9 protein-coding genes are annotated in these 15,505 nt (G+C 38.6%); all 9 read left to right on the plus strand.

All coding sequences use genetic code 11. The annotated features are described in order from the left end of the window. Positions 1 to 73: 73 nt before the first annotated feature. On the plus strand, positions 74 to 2,341 hold the full coding sequence (locus tag ASE92_RS03120) for a GH92 family glycosyl hydrolase (protein WP_056848618.1): 2,268 nt from the start codon (positions 74 to 76) through the stop codon (positions 2,339 to 2,341). A gap of 57 nt (positions 2,342 to 2,398) precedes the next feature. Further along, a complete protein-coding gene (locus ASE92_RS03125) occupies positions 2,399 to 3,286 on the plus strand; it encodes an ROK family protein (protein WP_056848619.1) in 888 nt (295 codons plus the stop codon). Positions 3,287 to 4,073: 787 nt separating this feature from the next. Continuing rightward, positions 4,074 to 4,634, plus strand: a complete 561-nt coding sequence (locus tag ASE92_RS03135; RefSeq protein WP_056848621.1) for a discoidin domain-containing protein — start codon at positions 4,074 to 4,076, stop codon at positions 4,632 to 4,634. A 28-nt stretch (positions 4,635 to 4,662) separates the two neighbouring features. Next, positions 4,663 to 7,866 (plus strand): TonB-dependent receptor, encoded by a 3,204-nt coding sequence (locus tag ASE92_RS03140; protein WP_235527267.1) that lies wholly within the window; start codon positions 4,663 to 4,665, stop codon positions 7,864 to 7,866. A 10-nt stretch (positions 7,867 to 7,876) separates the two neighbouring features. Then, entirely contained in the window at positions 7,877 to 9,709 is a 1,833-nt protein-coding gene (locus ASE92_RS03145) for a RagB/SusD family nutrient uptake outer membrane protein (RefSeq protein WP_056848623.1), read from the plus strand. A 166-nt stretch (positions 9,710 to 9,875) separates the two neighbouring features. Next, positions 9,876 to 10,856: a basic secretory protein-like protein gene (locus ASE92_RS03150; protein ID WP_056849259.1), complete on the plus strand. Its 981-nt coding sequence runs from the start codon at positions 9,876 to 9,878 to the stop codon at positions 10,854 to 10,856. Between the two features lie 4 nt (positions 10,857 to 10,860). Next, positions 10,861 to 11,532, plus strand: coding sequence for a basic secretory protein-like protein (locus ASE92_RS03155; protein ID WP_056848624.1), 672 nt, complete (start codon positions 10,861 to 10,863; stop codon positions 11,530 to 11,532). 200 nt (positions 11,533 to 11,732) lie between these two features. Further along, the gene (locus ASE92_RS03160; RefSeq protein ID WP_056848625.1) at positions 11,733 to 12,404 is read left to right on the plus strand and encodes a basic secretory protein-like protein; all 672 of its coding nucleotides are present in this window, start codon (positions 11,733 to 11,735) and stop codon (positions 12,402 to 12,404) included. A gap of 101 nt (positions 12,405 to 12,505) precedes the next feature. Beyond that, entirely contained in the window at positions 12,506 to 14,794 is a 2,289-nt protein-coding gene (locus ASE92_RS03165) for a GH92 family glycosyl hydrolase (protein ID WP_056848626.1), read from the plus strand. The last annotated feature ends 711 nt before the right edge of the window (positions 14,795 to 15,505 follow it).

Consider the following 15,505-nt stretch of genomic DNA (forward strand, 5'->3'; position numbering starts at 1 on the left):
TTAGTTCGAAATTACGATAGATAATTAAAGATTGATTTCGTACGAGATAATTAGTAAAAACAAAGACACACAAATGAAACTTAAATTTTTAACTACCATTTTAATTTGCGTTGCAGCCAAAGGGTTATGGGCACAGCAAAAAGATTTGGTCAATTATGTGAACACCCTGCAAGGAACAAATTCCAAGCATGAATTAACTAGAGGCAATACTTATCCAACCACGGCTTTGCCTTTCGGCATGCATACGTGGACGCCTCAAACTGGTAGAAATGGCGATGGATGGAAGTACCAATATTTTAAAGATAAAATAAGGGGCTTTCAGCAAGCACACCAATGCAGTTCATGGAGTAGAGATTATGCGGTTTTTTCTTTGATGCCGATGATAGATGAGTTAGTAGTTGATGAAAACAAAAGGGAAACAAAGTTTGCTCATGCGGATGAAATTGCAAAGCCAAATTATTACAAAGTTATATTTGAGAACAAAATCACAACCGAAATTTCTCCGTCAGAACGTGGGGCACATTTACGTTTCACTTATCCCAAAGGCAAAAAAAGCTTTTTAATTCTTGATGGCTACACCAGGTTAAGCGGCGTTCGGATTTATCCGAAGGAAAACAAGATAACGGGTTATGTAAACAATGGCGAAGGCTTTAAGAAAGGCTGGAAAAGTTATTTCGTATTAAAATTTGATCAGCCGATAAAAGCGTATGGCACCTGGGAAAATAAAGGGAATACGGTTAAAGCAGATTCTACTTTTGCTGATGGATTGGGGAAAGGCGCCTACATAGAATTTGCAGCTGGTGCCAAAGTGCAGGTTAAAACTGCTTCGTCTTATATTAGCTTAGCGCAAGCAGAGTTAAACTTAAAAACCGAATTAGGTGCCGACAAAACTTTGGAGCAAACAAAGGCAAAAGGTGCTGTCGTATGGAATAAATCATTAAATAAAATTGTGGTAGAAGGTGGAACGCAAGCCGACATGGAAACGTTTTATTCGTGTTTTTTCCGTGCCAGCCTTTTCTCACGAAAATTTTACGAGATAGATGCAAGTGGCAAACCGCATTATTTTAGTCCTTACGATGGGACGGTGCATGCAGGTTATATGTACACCGACACAGGGTTTTGGGATACTTTTAGGGCGCAGTTCCCGCTAAATACTTTACTTCATCCCGAAATGCATGGCCGATACATGCAGGCCATGATTGAAGCTTACGAACAATGTGGTTGGTTGCCTTCCTGGTCTTTTCCAAGTGAGGCTGGAAGTATGATCGGGAACCATGCCATTTCTTTATTTACAGATGCATGGGCCAAAGGCTTCCGCACTTTCGACCCGAAAAAAGCACTGGAAGCCTACCTACATGAAGCTACTAATAAAGGGCCTTGGGGGCCAGCAAATGGCCGTGATGGTTGGCGAGACTATTATCAATTGGGTTATGTGCCCTATCCAAAATATCGCGAAGCAACTGCTAAAACATTAGAATATGCATACGATGATTATTGTGGATATGAGCTGGCTAAAATGACTGGAAATAAGTTTTACATGGATATTTTTGAGCGTCAGATGTATAATTATAAGAATGTTTACGATTCTGCCACCCGGTTTATGAGAGGCAAAGATTCAAATGGAAACTGGGTACCAAATTTTGATCCTATTGAATGGGGTGGGCCTTTTACCGAAGGTAATGCCTGGCACTGGCAATGGTCGGTTTTTCAAGATACAAAAGGCCTGATCAACATGATGGGGGGAAATGAAAATTTTGTTGCTAAGTTAGATTCCGTATTTTCGCAGCCTAATGATGTAAAAGTGGGTACGTACGGCGGTATGATCCACGAAATGACAGAGATGGTAATGGCAAACATGGGCCAATATGCGCATGGAAACCAGCCCATTCAGCACATGGTATACCTGTATAATTATGCAAATCAGCCTTGGAAAGCGCAATTTCACGCCCGTGAGGTAATGAGTAAGCTCTACAATGCAACAGAAAATGGTTATCCAGGCGACGAAGATCAGGGACAGACCTCATCTTGGTATGTATTAAGTGCATTGGGTTTTTATAGCGTAACACCCGGAACGGGCGAATATGTTTTTGGCAGTCCGATGTTTAAGAAAACCACAATTAACCTGGAGAATGGCAAGCAATTTATCATTGAAGCACCAGAGAACAGCGCAACAAATGTGTATATCAAATCGGCTACGTTAAATGGTAAAACATACACCCGAAATTTTATAACACACCAGGATTTAATTAATGGTGGTATAATAAAACTGAAAATGAGTAACAAGCCTGATTTAAATAGAGGTTTATTGAAGGCTGATAAGCCATTTTCGTTAACTAATTAGTTTAACGTTTTAGTAATAGGTAGAAATGATTATTTTTACAGAAATATAGAGAAAAGAATGGAAAAGCCTTTGGCATTAGGTGTCGATATTGGCGGTTCGCATATTACGGCCGCATTAATAGATTTAGAAACGAGAAGCTTAATTACGAATTCAATTAAACGTAGTGCTGTCAACTCCCAAGAGGGTAAAGAAGTTATTTTAAAGGCTTGGGTAGAAATTATTAATGATGCTTTTGATGGTGTTACAAAAGATTCGAGGTTTGTTGGAATTGCTATGCCGGGGCCTTTTGATTATGAGAATGGCATTTCACTTATAAAAGATCAGGATAAATTTAAGTCGCTCTATCAGATCAACGTGAAAAATGAGTTAGCTGCCCGTCTTGATATTCCTGCTGATCATATTCATTTTATTAATGATGCTGCGGGCTTTTTGCAGGGCGAGGTATTTGCGGGAGCAGCAAAAGGTAACGCGAATGTTTTAGGCTTAACATTGGGTACTGGCTTAGGCTCATCCATTTGTATCAACCAGAAAGCAACCGATGCTGATTTATGGAACTCATCATTTTTGGATGGTATTGCAGAAGATTATCTGGCAACCCGTTGGTTTGTAAAAAGGTACAAACATTTGAGTGGAACTAATCTAGATGGCGTAAAGGAATTGGTAGAAGCAGTTAAAACTGATCATCTAGCCACACAGGTTTTCATGGAGTTTGGTTATAATCTTGCACAATTCTTAATTCCAATTATCAATAAAAATAAAATTGATACGGTAATCGTTGGAGGAAACATTGCTCAGGCATTTAATGAATTTTCGCCCGAACTTATTGCAACTTTAAAAGGAAATGGTATTTATGCAGCTATCAAAATTTCAGAATTGAAAGAGCATGCAGCATTAATTGGCGCAGCAAGCTGTTGCGATGAAAAGTTTAACTCTATTAGTTCTTAAACCTTGGAATAATAAAGAAATAGTACAACTTCAGGAAGTTTTTTTAAGTAAAATCTGATTTAATACCTCATTTCTTCATTGTAACAAATATTTGACTTTGCAAAAACTCTTAAAGTGCTTATTATTGAGGTAATAAAACGTTTTAGCACTAATCGATCAATTAAATGTCCGCCATTAATGTGCGGGTTTTTTTTAGAGATCTATACTAAAACGTTTTAGCATGTTTTAGTGTTTTTTCTTAGCATGTATCCCTTTTCCAATAATAAGCTTAATATAATTTAACCAACAACCTAAGCCAACCAATATGAAAAAAACCAAACTCACACCATTTCCCTGATAAGGATGAACGATCGCAATTCTTTTTCCAACAAGAAGGATTGTAGAGATGCATAACTACATCTCGAACGATATGGCGATTAAATTACCTAAATCAGATTCTTATTAGAGAAGTTACCAAACGAACTACAGAAATTCAGTAATTATCAAGACTCATTAATAGTAAAAGGTTAGTGATGTTGTGGTATATCTTAACCCTTAAAATAAGCTGCCTGACAAGTAGAGCCGGATTGATTTTTCAAAAAATTAAAATCATCATCAAGTTGCTTGATATCAGGGTAACTAATTTTTGAGTGAATACTTTTTACGTTGGAAATAGCGATAAAGCTAAAGAACCACGTAATGTATTCATGTGGACGAAGTTTGCGTGCTAAATTCTTAAAAATTCTGCAAAAGGTTTTATCTACCGTATTCTCAAACGCAACCAACTAACAATTTTAATTTATTAATTATGATTTTTTTACAAAATGCCAAGAAAGCTTTCTGCCTTCTTGCAGTATTTACCCTGCTTCTTGGGTGTGGCAAGGAGGAATATCCTACCGTCGATCTGTTTACCTGGAAGGCCAAAGTAGATGTTACCGCGAAAGCGATATTATCGGTAAACATTGAAAATGGCGCCGGATCCTCAGGAGGCGAAGGATCTGCAAAAGTGATTGATAACGATTTCAATTCGAAATTTTTAATCAATCCCTACCAGACTAATTTCTACATGCAATTATCTTTTCCATCACCTCAACAAGTGGCCTCTTACACCTTAACATCTGGTGGAGATGCACCTGGCAGGGATCCGAAAGATTGGAAGTTTAGTGGCTCTACAGATGGAACCACTTGGGTTGATTTGGACACCAGAACTGGTGAAACATTTTCGGGTCGTAACCTGACGAAAACTTACAGCTTTAAAAACAAAGTGCTTTACAATCATTATCGCATCAGCATTTCTGCTGTTGGCAGTGGTTCGCTTTTCCAGTTATCAGAATGGCGTTTAATTGAAGTACCTGAAGAACAACAATAACCTGAACAATTTATACTAACAAAAAATTATGATGAAAAAACTTACAAATTTAACGGAGGGTAAGCTCAGGTTTAAAAATTTTGCTTCCAAGGCTATTGCAGTTGCATTGGCTTTGAGCAGCGGTTTTTATGCTACAGCCAACGCATCTGCTATTAAAATCAATAGTTCGGTTTTGCTATCACAGGCCAAAGCCGATATCGTAATCCGTGGTATTATTAAAGATGCTGCTGGTTTACCATTACCAGGCGCAGGAGTTAAAGTAAAGGGCGCATCTATTAGTGCTGCAGCCGATGTAAATGGTGCTTTTACTATAACAGTGCCAGATCAAAATGCTGTACTCGTTATTACTTATGTGGGTTACGATACCCAGGAAATTACAGTAGGTACGCAAACGGTGCTTGATATCCGTTTAATAGAAACTACAGGTGCAGACTTGAAAGAGGTTGCAATTGTAGGTTTCGGTACGCAAAAGAAAGAAAGTTTAGTAGGCGCACAGTCTTCTGTTAAAGCTTCCGAATTAAGACAACCAGTTTCTAGTATGAGTCAGTTGTTGGCTGGTCGTATTCCGGGTGTGGTAAACGTATCAAGAAATGGTGAGCCTGGTGCTACCGGCTCAGATATTTTTATTCGTGGGGTATCCTCTTTAACCGCAAACGATAGAGGCCCGCTGGTAATTATTGATGGGGTTCCAAACCGTAACCTAAATGATATCAGTGTTTATGATGTAGAAAACTTCACTGTACTAAAAGATGCTGCTGCAACCGCCGTATATGGTATTCGCGGTGCAAATGGGGTGATCTTAATCAATACCAAACAAGGTAAAATTGGCGCCCCTCGTATTAATGTGGAGTACTATGAAGGCATTAGCCGGTTCACTAAAAAACCAGATCTGATTGATGGGGTAGATTATATGAATTTAGCCAACGAAGCCAAATATTCTGACTATTTAAGAGCTGGTGCTGCAGGTGCTTTTACGCCAGCATACTCCATTGATGCCATCCAAAAAACGCAATCGGGTGCAGATCCAATTCTCTATCCAAATGTTGATTGGTTCGACGCCATTTACAGGGATTTTGGTAGAAACAGATCGGTTACCGCCAACTTATCTGGTGGTGTAAGCAATGCAAAATATTATGTTTCATTAGGTTATTATGGCGAAAATGGTTTATTTAAAACCGATGAGGCTGTAAACGATGCTGCTAAACAAAATTTTGAACGCTATAATGTAAGTGCTAATTTAAACTGGGATATTACCGGTACTACTAAGTTAGATCTAGGAATTAAAGGGATTTTGGCCCAAACCAGTTATCCAAGTAACTTGCTGGCGCAAGATATTTTTAATCAGGCATTTTTAATCAATCCAACTTCATTCCCGATACTATATCCAAACGGAAGTTTGCCAGGAATCAGCCCACAGGCCGATCAACGTAACCCTTATGGTGATGTAACCAGAAATGGATATAGAGTAGGATACAGCACTCAGCTTTATTCGAACATCCGTTTAACTCAGGATTTAAAAGAAATTACTCCGGGTTTATCAGCTACAACCATGTTCTCGTTTGATGTGAATACCAATAGTTCGGTGAACAGAACCAGAAGAGAAAGTTTGTATAGAATTAATCCTAACGATCCATACATCGTACCTGGAAATCCAGCTTCGGGTTACAAATATGGGTTGATCCTTCAAGGCCAGGAATTTTTAAATTATGGTATTAATAATGGTGGCGATAAGAAAATATACTTGGAAGCTGCTATTAATTACAACCGTACTTTTGGTAAACATGCCATAACAGGTTTATTATTGTATAACCAAAATGATAATACTACGCCATTTGCAGGTAATTTAACGCTTTCGCTTCCATATCGTTTACAAGGTATTGCCAGTCGTGCTACTTATGCGTATGATGATAAGTATTTCTTCGAAGCAAACGTAGGTTATAATGGTTCTGAAAACTTTGCGCCAGATAAACGCTACGGATTTTTCCCTGCATTTGGTGTGGGATGGCTATTATCGAACGAGAAATTCTTTGAGCCATTAAAAAACGCAATCCAAATGGTTAAATTCCGCTATTCTGATGGTATTGTTGGTAGTGGTGGTAGTGGCGGAAACTATGTAGGAAACGAAAGTGAGCGTTTTTATTATTTAACAAAGGTAGGCAGTGCAAGCGGTTATACTTTCGGTCAAAATGGAAATATCTCTCCGGGTGGTTTAGGTGTAACAGCTTATGGTGTAGATGTAACCTGGGCTGAAACACGTAAACAGGATTTAGGATTCGAGTTAAAAACATTTAACAATAACCTATCGTTAATTGTCGATTTCTTTCAGGAAAGGAGAAAAAATCAGTTCATTACCAGAGGAACAGTACCAAATTACATTGGCCTGGCGAACACGCCAATTGGAAATCTCGGTGTCGTAGAAAATAAAGGTATCGATGGAACGATTCAATATGATGCACAGTTGGGGCAAGATTGGGGCTTAAATTTAAGAGCTAACGTTACTTTTAATAAAGATAAAGTAATTGAAAACGATCAGGCGCCACAAGCTTACCCATGGATGGAACAACGTGGATTTAACGTGTTGGCAGCTACACGTGTAGGTTATATTGCCGAAAAATTGTTCGATAGTCAGGCAGAAATCAATGCAAGTCCAACTCAGTTTGGTACACTAATGCCAGGTGATATAAAATACAAAGATTTAAATGGCGATGGTAAAATCGATTCATTTGATAGAACAATTATTGGTAGAGGAGACCTTCCAAGTACTACTTATGGTTTTGGTTTCTCGTTAACGTACAAAAACTTCGATTTCGGATTATTCTTCCAAGGTCAGGATAATGCCGATATTCTTTTAAACATTCCTTCATTCGCAAACTCTGGTGGTTTAGGCAATATGTTAGCGGTTGCAGCAGATCGTTGGACGCCAACCAACCCTCGTCAAGATGCTGTTTATCCTCGTTTATCTTACGGCGGCACAAATAGTAACAACTATCAGGCAAGTACCTGGTGGCTTCGCGATATCAGTTTCATTAGATTGAAAAACGCAGATTTCGGTTATACCCTAAAAGAAGGCATCAAAAAATTAGGCATCAAACGCCTAAGAATTTATGGCATGGGCTACAACGTGTTTACCATCAGTAAATTTAAACTTTGGGACCCAGAGTTAAATACAAATAACGGTACCAGATACCCATTAACATCTAACTACTCTTTGGGTTTAACCGCTAATTTTTAATAATAACAGCATGAAAAAGATATTTATATATACAGTTGGAACTTTACTGATCATCGGTAATTACGGCTGTAAGAAATTTTTGAATCAAGTGCCTGATGATCGGTTAACATTCGAACAACAGTATCAAAGAAAAAGCACTGTAGACCAGGCGTTAGCAAACGTTTATTCGACTTTGCCAGAGCAAAATCAAGATCGTTCAGCTAGTGCTTTGGGCAATAGTGGCCCTTGGACAGCCGCTTCTGATGAAGCAGATTACACCTTACCAAATTTTACTGAGAACGTTAATACCGGTGCCTGGGATGCAACCAGCGGACAAGTGAATTATCATTGGCAAAACTATTACCGCGGTATTCAGGCGGCTAGTACATTTATGGCCAATGTTGCCAAATGTACCGATTGTAATATTGGCGGTATCGATTTGGTAACCCGTTATTTAAATGAAGCTAGAGCACTTAGAGCGATCTATTACTACCATTTAATCAGACAATACGGCCCTGTGGTTTTATTGGGTAATGAGCCAATTCAATCGGACGCACCGCTTGAGGCCATTAGTAAGCCACGTAACTCGATGGATGAATGTGTAGATTATGTGGTAAGCGAGTTAACAGCTGCAGCTGCTGGTCTTCCAGCTACACCACAGGCAAATGAAGATTTTGGTCACATCACAGCATCAGTTGCCGATGCTTATAAAATCAAAACACTGCTAACAGCTGCTCGTCCGTTATTTAATGGAAACGCAGATTACGCTGGTTTGAGAAATCAAGATGGAAAACAGTTGATTAATCAAACATACAGTGTAGCAAAATGGGCCAAATTGGCTACTGCTGCAAAAGCATTTTTAGATAACCCAAATTACTCTAGCTATGCACTTTATAATATTTCGGCAACACCATCTGGTTTACCAAACACAGCTTTCAACAGGGCTTTTATCGCTACAAGAGATGTTTTTTTAAATGGATGGAATTCAGAAATCATCTTCGGTAGAGGTGGTGATGTAACGCTTTACCAATATTCATTAGCGCCGAATCATAACGGTGCATCCGGAGGTGATAAAGGCGGCTCATTTTTATCTCCATCGCAACAACTGGTTGATGCATTTTTTACAGCAAATGGCTTACCGATAGAAAATGATCCAACCTATACTGCTAACGGATTTTCTAATTATCAGGCCCCTGATCCCAATGATCAAAATGCGACCAGGTCAATCAGCAATATGTTCGTAAATCGCGAGCCGCGTTTCTACTCGAGCATCACCTACAGTGGCCGTAAATGGATCAATCCTCAATCAAACATCATTACAGATTTTACCAATAGCGGAAATGCTGGTAAAGGTGCTATTGCGAATAATGACTATACAAAAACGGGCTACACATCAAGAAAGCACCTTACTGTTGCAGGATGGACAACTGGTAGACCAATTTTCACTGTGATTAGATTGGCAGAAATTTATCTGGATTATATAGAAGCCTTGCAAGAATCCAATCCATCTGATCCAGATATTTTGGTGTACCTAAACAGAATCCGTACAAGAGCGGGCATCGGCCCTTATGGAAGCGGCGCAGGAGCAATTGCAGTTCCTGCAAATATGCGAGAAGCTATCCGCCGGGAAAGACGTGTGGAGTTAGCTTTTGAGTGGGACCGTTATTTCTATACCAGAGAATGGAAGATTGCTGAAACAACTGATACCCAAATTAGAGGCTTAAACATTACACAAAATGCACCAGGATTTTTTACTCCAGTGGTGGTTGAAAATAGGGTATTTCAAAAGAAACACTATCTGTGGCCAATACCAAATGGAGAAATTCAAAAAGTTCCTGTTATTGTTCAAAATACAGGTTGGTAAATAATTTACACCGGGTTTAGGCCCGGTGTTTTTTTATTTATAAAGAATAATTGATTTAATATTAGTTCGATAACTTCATTCAATTTAAATTCTATTGATGTTTTTAAATGCAGATCATCAATAAATAATACCTCGAATGGTGGTAGTTGAAATAAAAACAAAAATAATGATAAAAAGAATATTGCTTTTCGTTTTGATTTCGTGCTCATTAGGTGCATTGGGTCAGAAAAAACGAGAATTTGCCATTACAATCACCGATCCTTCAAATTTATTAAGTGCTGAAACGAAAAGTCATTTAACATTAGCTTTCAATATGCAATACCCTTATTTCGCATCAGCTGATGGTTACCGAACGAAACGTGATGTAGTGCTAGAAATCGCCAATGGCGAAACTGAGACGATTAAAGCAAAAGCAGGAGAGATCAAAGTAAACAGCGATTGGGTTAAGGGAAAATCATTAAAAAAGATTAATAAGGAGTTGCAGGCCGCTCTAACCAGAAACTGGTCTTTTTACAGTGCCAAGAAGAAGAAAGGTTATAAGCTTACGTTCATTAGCAAAGATCCAAATCTGGATCCAACGGTAAGACAAAATTTAATCGATACTTATTTTGAAATTTATCCCACACTGGTTAAAACTTTTAATAATAAATCGACTAAAGATGTTCTTTTTGTGGTTGATACGGCTTATAAAGCCGTCGCAGAAGCCAGCGGTAACAGAATTTTGTTTAGCGCAGGGTATATGAAGGCACATCCAACTGATATTGATGTGGTTACGCATGAAACGATGCATATTGTTCAGGGTTACGGCTATTCAGCTGGTCCGGTATGGTTAACAGAGGGAATTGCCGATTATGTTCGTTATAAATATGGCGTAGACAATGTGGGTTCAAAATGGAGTTTACCCGCATTTACTGATAAACAGAGCTATACCAATAGCTACAGGATTACAGCCAGATTCTTCGCCTGGTTGGAGCAAAATGTAAAACCAGGTTTAATTGCGGCATTGGATCAACAGTTGAGAGCCCACCAATATACAGGAGAATCCTGGACAAACTTAACGGGCAAAACTATTGATCAGCTTTGGGAAGATTACAGTAAAAACCCGAATCAGGTGGAATTGAAATACAGCGATAAAAAATCAAAATAATCATATGAAAAAATCTATCTTAACAATCTCTTTCATTGTTTTGCTACTAAACTCGAAAACATTTGCACAAGGTGATCAACGAATCAAACGTGGAGAATATACCCTTGAATTTATAGATAATTCCACATTTATCACAGAGGAATTGGCGCAAAAACTTGCCAATACGTTCTTCGAGGTTTACCCTAAAATGGTTAAGGCCTTTAATCCAGATGCCACCAAAACGGTTATTCTTTCTATTGATACCAATTATAAAAAAGTGGCCATTTCAGGCAAAGGCAAAATATTGATTGGTGCCAACTGGCTATCGCAGCATCAGGAAGATACCGATCTGGTTACCCACGAGCTGATGCATATTGTGCAAGATTTTAAAGCGATGGGTCCGGAGTGGCTTTTAGAAGGCCTGGCAGATTGTGGCCGTTTTCAGTATGGGCTTAATAATGTTGCGGCAGATTGGAGTTTACCTTCAGTTGATCCTCGCCAACATTACAGAATGGGCTACAGGGTAACTGCCCGATTCTTACTATGGGTGGATAAATACCAAAGGCCAAATACCATTGCCCAGCTTAATACACAACTTAAAAATAATACCTACACATCCGAATCGTGGAAGCAAATTACTGGAAAGAATGTTGACGAATTATGGGCCTTATATCTTACAAATAAGGACATAGATTAGTTTTATCTCGAAATGAATATATAAGAGCCAACGGGTTTAGATATTCGATGGCTCTTTTATCGTTTGAGGTGTTTTTTAGCCTTTAAATTCTCCCAATCAAAAATGTTATAAAAATAAATAACAGTTTACTAAAACGTTTTACATATTATTTTTATTTTGCAGAATAATAATGCTAACCACAATAAAAACTTAGATATCCAATGAAAAGAACATCAGTCCTGATATTATTATTTACCATAATAAGCGCCTCATTATTTCATTTACAAGCACAAGAAATGATCAAGCGTAAAGGCTATACTTTAACTTTTGAAAGTAACTTTGCAGCACTCGATCCACAACTAAAAAAACGCATGATCGAAACTTTTTTTGAGGTCTATCCTAAATTAGCAAAGGAATATAATCCTAAAACGTTGAAAACCGTTAAGTTCTTCGTTGATACCACTTACAAAGGTGTTGCCGCAACGGCCAATGGCGTGGTAACTTACAGTTCTATTTGGATGGTGAAGCACCCGGAAGATATTGATGTAGTTACTCACGAAGTGATGCATATTGTTCAGGATTATGGAAAAAGTGTAGGGCCAGGCTGGTTAACAGAAGGCATTGCAGATTACGCCCGATATAAATTTGGTGTAGACAATGCTGGTGCCAAATGGACTTTACCTGCTTTGAAACCAGAGCACACTTATAAAAACAGCTATAGAATTACAGCTCGTTTTTTTGCCTGGATAGAGAAAAATGTAAAAGCTGGAACCATCAAGGCTGTCGATGCATCATTAAGAGATCATAGCTATAAAGCTGACATTTGGACTAAATTAACAGGTAAAGATTTAGATACGCTTTGGTCTGATTACATCAAAAATTCAGAAATTTAAACTCATATCAACATACAAATCAATGATGATTATTGCATCAGCAAATTTACGGTCAGCGACTGCTAACAATAATCTCAATATATCTCAAACACACCAAATAAATGAAAAAGTTACTTATCGCTCTGTTAAGCTTTGCAGCAACTGCTGGTTTTGCGCAAACAGTTGGCAAAATTACCGATCCGGTAGATTGGATCAATCCTTTAATGGGAACACAATCTAAACCTAGTTTATCAAACGGAAACACTTATCCTGCCATCGGGTTACCGTGGGGAATGAATATGTGGACGCCACAAACTGGCAAAATGGGCGATGGCTGGGCCTATACTTATGATGCTGACAAGATCCGTGGATTTAAACAAACGCACCAACCTTCGCCATGGATGAACGACTATGCAGCCTTCACCATTATGCCTGTTACAGGTAAATTAAGGTTCAATGAAGACGACCGTGCGAGCTGGTTTAGCCATAAAGCAGAAGTTTCCAAACCCTATTATTATAGCGTTTATCTGGCTGATGCTGATGTAACTACTGAAATTACCCCTACGGAAAGAGCTGCTCAATTCAGATTTACCTTTCCTAAAACGGATAGTTCATATGTGGTTGTAGATGCCTTAAACAAAGGATCGTACATTAAAATTATACCTGCTGAACGCAAGATTATTGGTTACACTACTAAATATGCCCGTGGTCCGCTACCAAAAAACTTTAAAAATTACTTTGTAGTTTATTTCAATAAAGATTTCAAACTGGCTAAAACCTGGAGCGGCAAAAATCTTAAAGATAATGAGCTGGAGCTAGAAAGCGACCATAGCGGTGCCATCATTGGTTTCAGTACTAAAAAGGGTGAGCAGGTTACTGCTAAAGTCGCTTCATCATTTATCAGTTTTGAGCAAGCTGATTTGAATCTAAAAAGAGAATTGGCTAACGATGGCTTCGATGCTACAAAAGCTAAAGGAAGAGCAATCTGGAACAAAACCTTAAACAAAATTGCGGTTGAAGGTGGTTCAATTGATCAAATGCGCACTTTTTATTCTTGCTTATACCGTACATTATTTTTCCCTAATAAATTATATGAGGTTGATGCAAGTAACAAAGTTGTACACTGGAGCCCTTATAATGGCAAAACACTGCCTGGTTATATGTTCGCAGGAACTGGCTTCTGGGATACATTCAGAGCATTATATCCTTTCTTAAACTTGGTTTATCCATCCATTAACAAAGAGATGCAGGAAGGATTAATAAACGATTACAAAGAAGGTGGTTGGTTGCCAGAATGGAGTAGTCCAGGTTATGCCAACATTATGGTGGGTAACAACTCGGCTTCGGTAGTTTCTGATGCTTACATTAAAGGCTTGCGTGGTTACGATATTCAAACCTTGTGGGATGCACTAAAACATGGTGCCAATAATGAAGGTCCGGTGGAGGCTGTTGGTCGTGATGGCGTGAAGTACTATAATGAATTAGGTTACGTGCCATTTGATGTAAAGAAAAACGAAAACGCCGCTAAAACTTTAGAGTATGCCTATGATGATTTTACAATTTACCAGTTGGGTAAAGCTTTAGGTAAACCAGCTTCAGAGATCGATATCTACAAAAAAAGAGCAATGAACTATAAAAATCTTTTTGATCCTGCTTCGGGATTGATGAGAGGCAAAAATCAGGATGGAACTTTTCAAAGTCCGTTTAGCCCTTTTAAATGGGGTGGTGCATTTACAGAAGGAAATAGCTGGCATTATACCTGGTCGGTTTTCCAGGATGTTGATGGCTTAGCGAAGCTGATGGGTGGTCACGATAAATTTGTAACCAAACTGGATTCAGTTTTCTCTATGCCTCCAGTGTTTGATGAAAGTGCTTATGGTGGTGTGATTCACGAAATTCGTGAGATGCAGATTGCAAACATGGGTCAGTATGCACATGGAAACCAACCGATTCAACACATGATTTATTTATATAACTACGGCGGAGCACCTTATAAAACACAATATTGGGTTCGCGAAACGATGAATAGAATGTATAAAGCTACGCCAGATGGTTATTGCGGAGATGAAGATAATGGACAAACCTCTGCCTGGTATGTTTTCTCAGCCATGGGATTTTACCCGGTAACGCCTGCGGTTGATCAATATGTGTTGGGTGCGCCATTATTTAAAAAGGTAACGCTAACATTAGAGAACGGTAAACAAGTGGTTATAAATGCTGCTGCAAACAGCGATAGCAACCGTTACGTACAGTCGCTGCAAATGAATGGTAAGCCATATTCTAAAAATTGGATCAGCCACAGTGGGTTGCAAAAGGGAGCAGTATTAAATTTTAGCATGGGGGCAACGCCAAATAAAGTTAGAGGTTCAAAACCCGTAGATTTCCCTTACTCTATGTCTACGGAGAAATAAAAAAAAATCGGACTGAAGCTTGCTACCTACAGTCCGATTTTTTACCCAAAAATAAGATCTAAAAGAAATGGGGATTCCACATTATCGCAGAATCCCCATCATCTAAATTAACGCTCTCAGTTATATAAACGATAGAAAAATGAATTATTGCTTAACGGCAATAATTTTTTTGTTTTAGCCTGCGCTCGTTTCTAGCTAGTGCATCGATAACAAAGCGATTTAATCGTTTGAAACAATCGTAAAATACGATTAATTATTCCACGCTCGTTAGAAACGAGCGTGAGCGTGAGTAAGCCTAATCGAATTTTTACCTGTGCTCGTTTCTAAGGTGCATAAACAGCAAAGCGATTTTATCGTTTGAAACAATCGTAAAATACGATTAATTATTCCACGCTCGTTAGAAACGAGCGTGAGCGTGAATAATTTTTTTGTTTTAGCCTGCACTCGTTTCTAACGAGTGCATAAATAGCGAAGCGATTAAATCGCTTAAAATAATCGTAAAATACGATTAACTATTTCACGCTCGTTAGAAACGAGCGTGAGCGTGAGCGAGTTTTAGCCTGCGCTCGTTTCTAGCTGTGCATCGATAACAAAGCGATTTAATCGTTTTAAACAATCGTAAAATACGATTAATTATTCCACGCTCGTTAGAAACGAGCGTGAGCGTGAATAATTTTTTTTGTTTTAGCCTGCACTCGTTTCTAACGAGTG

The sequence above is a fragment of the Pedobacter sp. Leaf41 genome (assembly GCF_001422545.1).
GTDB lineage: Bacteria > Bacteroidota > Bacteroidia > Sphingobacteriales > Sphingobacteriaceae > Pedobacter.

Coding starts and splice junctions, on each gene's coding strand:
- ASE92_RS03125 (WP_056848619.1), top strand. CDS start 2,399: ATGGAAAAGCCTTTGGCATTAGGTGTCGATATTGGCGGTTCGCATATT.
- ASE92_RS03140 (WP_235527267.1), top strand. CDS start 4,663: ATGATGAAAAAACTTACAAATTTAACGGAGGGTAAGCTCAGGTTTAAA.
- ASE92_RS03155 (WP_056848624.1), top strand. CDS start 10,861: ATGAAAAAATCTATCTTAACAATCTCTTTCATTGTTTTGCTACTAAAC.
- ASE92_RS03160 (WP_056848625.1), top strand. CDS start 11,733: ATGAAAAGAACATCAGTCCTGATATTATTATTTACCATAATAAGCGCC.
- ASE92_RS03165 (WP_056848626.1), top strand. CDS start 12,506: ATGAAAAAGTTACTTATCGCTCTGTTAAGCTTTGCAGCAACTGCTGGT.
- ASE92_RS03120 (WP_056848618.1), top strand. CDS start 74: ATGAAACTTAAATTTTTAACTACCATTTTAATTTGCGTTGCAGCCAAA.
- ASE92_RS03150 (WP_056849259.1), top strand. CDS start 9,876: ATGATAAAAAGAATATTGCTTTTCGTTTTGATTTCGTGCTCATTAGGT.
- ASE92_RS03135 (WP_056848621.1), top strand. CDS start 4,074: ATGATTTTTTTACAAAATGCCAAGAAAGCTTTCTGCCTTCTTGCAGTA.
- ASE92_RS03145 (WP_056848623.1), top strand. CDS start 7,877: ATGAAAAAGATATTTATATATACAGTTGGAACTTTACTGATCATCGGT.